Origin of the sequence: Microcystis sp. M083S1 (assembly GCF_020246405.1) — a bacterium.
GTDB classification, from domain to species: domain Bacteria; phylum Cyanobacteriota; class Cyanobacteriia; order Cyanobacteriales; family Microcystaceae; genus Microcystis; species Microcystis aeruginosa_C.
Window position 1 is genome coordinate 1 of sequence record NZ_JADBTB010000145.1, and the last position, 3,012, is coordinate 3,012.

The following is a 3,012-nucleotide window of genomic DNA, read 5'->3' on the forward strand; positions in this document are numbered from 1 at the left end:
AGCTTTGGTGGGTAAAATGTATTCTAAGATACATTTCTCAAGAGCGAGGGGGTGGAACGAACCACAAAGACACAAAGGACACAAAGATCGATCGATCCTATGTCAATTAAACTTATCACACAGAACCTAGAAGAGCCCTAAAATTTGTCTTATCATGGCGAGGAGGAAAAATATTCTCACCGGTGAAAAGAAGTCGAACTAATTTTCTACAAATCTTTAGACACACATTCCGCAATCTCAAATCGAAAATCTCAAATCTAAAATAGGCTTATGTGGAATTCTATAATACAATTCTATCAAACTAATAAAGACTGGATTGACAATCTCCTCTCCGGTGCATTAGTGACTGTTGTTCTGGCAATAATCGGTTTCATTTGGTGGTATCGAGAGCAAAAACGAAAAGTCCGAATCATTGAACCGTCCTTACCCTTTACGAAAATTGCCCCCAATAGCAATGTAATCCCGATTATCTACAAAAGGGATGAAAAGGATAAATCTCCTTTAGCGGATCATAATATTATTTACCAACACCGAATGGCTGACCGAAACTTTACTAACGAACTTCTGCAAAATCTGGAGGAAAATCGCTGGTTAATTATTCTCGGACCCACAGGAATCGGCAAAACTAGAGAAGCTGCTGAAGTAGCGCAACGCTTGAATTATGAAGGCTGGACGGTATTAGTATTAAAATTAGGAGAATGGTTAGAGCGACCTGAAAATAACCAATTAGAGGCGATCGGAACAGATAGAAAATTACTATTTTTCCTCGATGATCTTAACTCATATATGCGCCGTAGTTTGGAAGTAGAACAAAATCCCCAAGCAAAAGATAGTCCTCTTGCGGCGATTAATATTCCCTTACAAGAACGACTATTAAAAACCCTAGAAGCTTATGAAAACCATTGTACTCGTCCCGAAGAAGTGCGAGTAATTGCCACTGCGAGAGATGAAAAAGAACCCGAATTACCGGGACAACCGAGTGAATGGGATAAGTTACAGTGGAATAAATACCCAAAACTGTGGAACCGTTTTCACTTGGTAGAATTGCCATCACCGGAAGACGGTGCAATTGTCGAATTATTGCAGGATACTATCCCGCAAACCAACATTAAAGCCGAAACTGACTACAGCAGCATTGCTGCCTATAATGATTCTACCTTTCGCAATGTGGTAGAAAATCTGGTGCGCCTCGACAACCGACAATTACCCCTCAATCCTGCCAACTATCAAGCTACTCTGCGAGGCAACTGGAAAAAACGTTATCAGGATGCAATTAACAGGGATACTCTGGCGAAATATATCTATGCTGCGGTGGATTTGTTGCGCCAGTGTAATGTTTCCTTAGAACCGTTTATTGTTGAACCCACTGCCAGATTTATCGCCAAGGGAAATATGTGGCAACAACTCTGGTATCGCTGGAAAATCAAGCAAAGTTTGGCTGATTTAATTGCCAGAGAAAACATTTTAGAACCTCGCGACGGACAAATTGAAGCCAAGGGAAAGCAGGTAGAATTAAATGACTATTTGCGTCCTCTAAAACAGTTAATTTGGCAGTTATTTAAACAAAAACCAGAGGAAATGTTGCCCTCTCTAGCAGGATTTACTCTTAAACTATATGAATTAAAACGCTATCGAGATGCCTTAAAAGGGTTCAACCGTCTAGTTAGTTTGCTACCTCAATGGAAAGACGGTTGGTTTTATCAAGGTACTACTTTTTATTATCTCGAACAATACCAAGAAGCGATCGCATCCTACGATCGAGCTTTAGAATTTAAACCGGATTACCATGAAGCTTGGAACAACCGAGGGATTGCGTTAGGTAATTTAGGCAGATTTGAACAAGCGATCGCATCCTACGATCGAGCTTTAGAAATTAAACCCGATTACCATCAAGCTTGGTACGGCCGAGGGTTTGCGTTAGGTAATTTAGGCAGATTTGAAGAAGCGATCGCATCCTACGATCGAACTTTAGAATTTAAACCCGATTACCATGAAGCTTGGTACAACCGAGGGGTTGCGTTAGATGATTTAGGCAGATTTGAAGAAGCGATCGCATCCTACGATCAAGCTTTAGAAATTAAACCCGATAAGCATGAAGCTTGGTACAACCGAGGGATTGCGTTAGGTAATTTAGGCAGATTTGAAGAAGCGATCGCATCCTGGGATCGAGCTTTAGAATTTAAACCCGATTACCATGAAGCTTGGCACAACCGAGGGATTGCGTTAAGAAATTTAGGCAGATTTGAACAAGCGATCGCATCCTGGGATCGAGCTTTAGAATTTAAACCCGATTACCCTGATGCTTGGAACAACCGAGGGGTTGCGTTAGGTAATTTAGGCAGATTTGAAGAAGCGATCGCATCCTGTGATCGAGCTTTAGAAATTAAATCCGATTACCATGAAGCTTGGGGTAATCGAGGAGCTGCTTTAGCTTTTATGGGACGATATAAAGATGCACTAGAATCTTGTGATCGTGCTATTAAAATTAATCCAAATTATGCTAATGCTTACTACAATAAAGCTTGCTGTTATGGCTTACAAAATAATGTGGAATTAGCTATCGAAAACTTACAACGCGCCATCAATCTTGATGTCGAATATCAGGATATGGCGAAAACGGATAAAGATTTTGAGCAGATTCGGGGAGATGAGCGGTTTCAGAGTTTCCTAAATCGAGTATAATAATATATATTTGTATTTTAGCTAAGGAGATATTCTATGACTAACACCTACACAGCTATCATTCAGCCAGACGGAGATTGGTGGATTGGTTGGATAGAAGAAATTCCGGGAGTTAACTGTCAAGAAGCATCTCGTGATCAGTTATTAGAAACCCTAAAAATTACTCTTAGCGAAGCATTAGAATTGAATAAACGGCCAATTCAAGTCTGAATTGCATCACTGTCTGATCTATCTTTATAGAATACCTCATTCGGGGTACGATAGTCAAGACATTTTCGAGGACGATTGTTAATCAAGTTTACGGCTCTTTCCACCTCCTCTGGCTTAACG

2 protein-coding genes and 1 pseudogene are annotated in these 3,012 nt (G+C 40.4%); 2 read left to right on the forward strand and 1 reads right to left on the reverse strand.

Annotated features, from left to right (window positions below; genetic code table 11):
* The first annotated feature begins 270 nt into the window (after nucleotides 1-270).
* Entirely contained in the window at nucleotides 271-2,682 is a 2,412-nt protein-coding gene (locus tag IM450_RS14090) for a tetratricopeptide repeat protein (protein ID WP_287668491.1), read from the forward strand.
* Between the two features lie 36 nt (nucleotides 2,683-2,718).
* Nucleotides 2,719-2,892, forward strand: a complete 174-nt coding sequence (locus IM450_RS14095; protein WP_287668493.1) for a type II toxin-antitoxin system HicB family antitoxin — start codon at nucleotides 2,719-2,721, stop codon at nucleotides 2,890-2,892.
* Here the strand turns inward: IM450_RS14095 and IM450_RS14100 are convergent.
* Nucleotides 2,883-3,012: pseudogene (locus tag IM450_RS14100) on the reverse strand (IS30 family transposase); the annotation flags it as partial. The gene IM450_RS14095 and the pseudogene IM450_RS14100 sit on opposite strands and share 10 nt — an antisense overlap.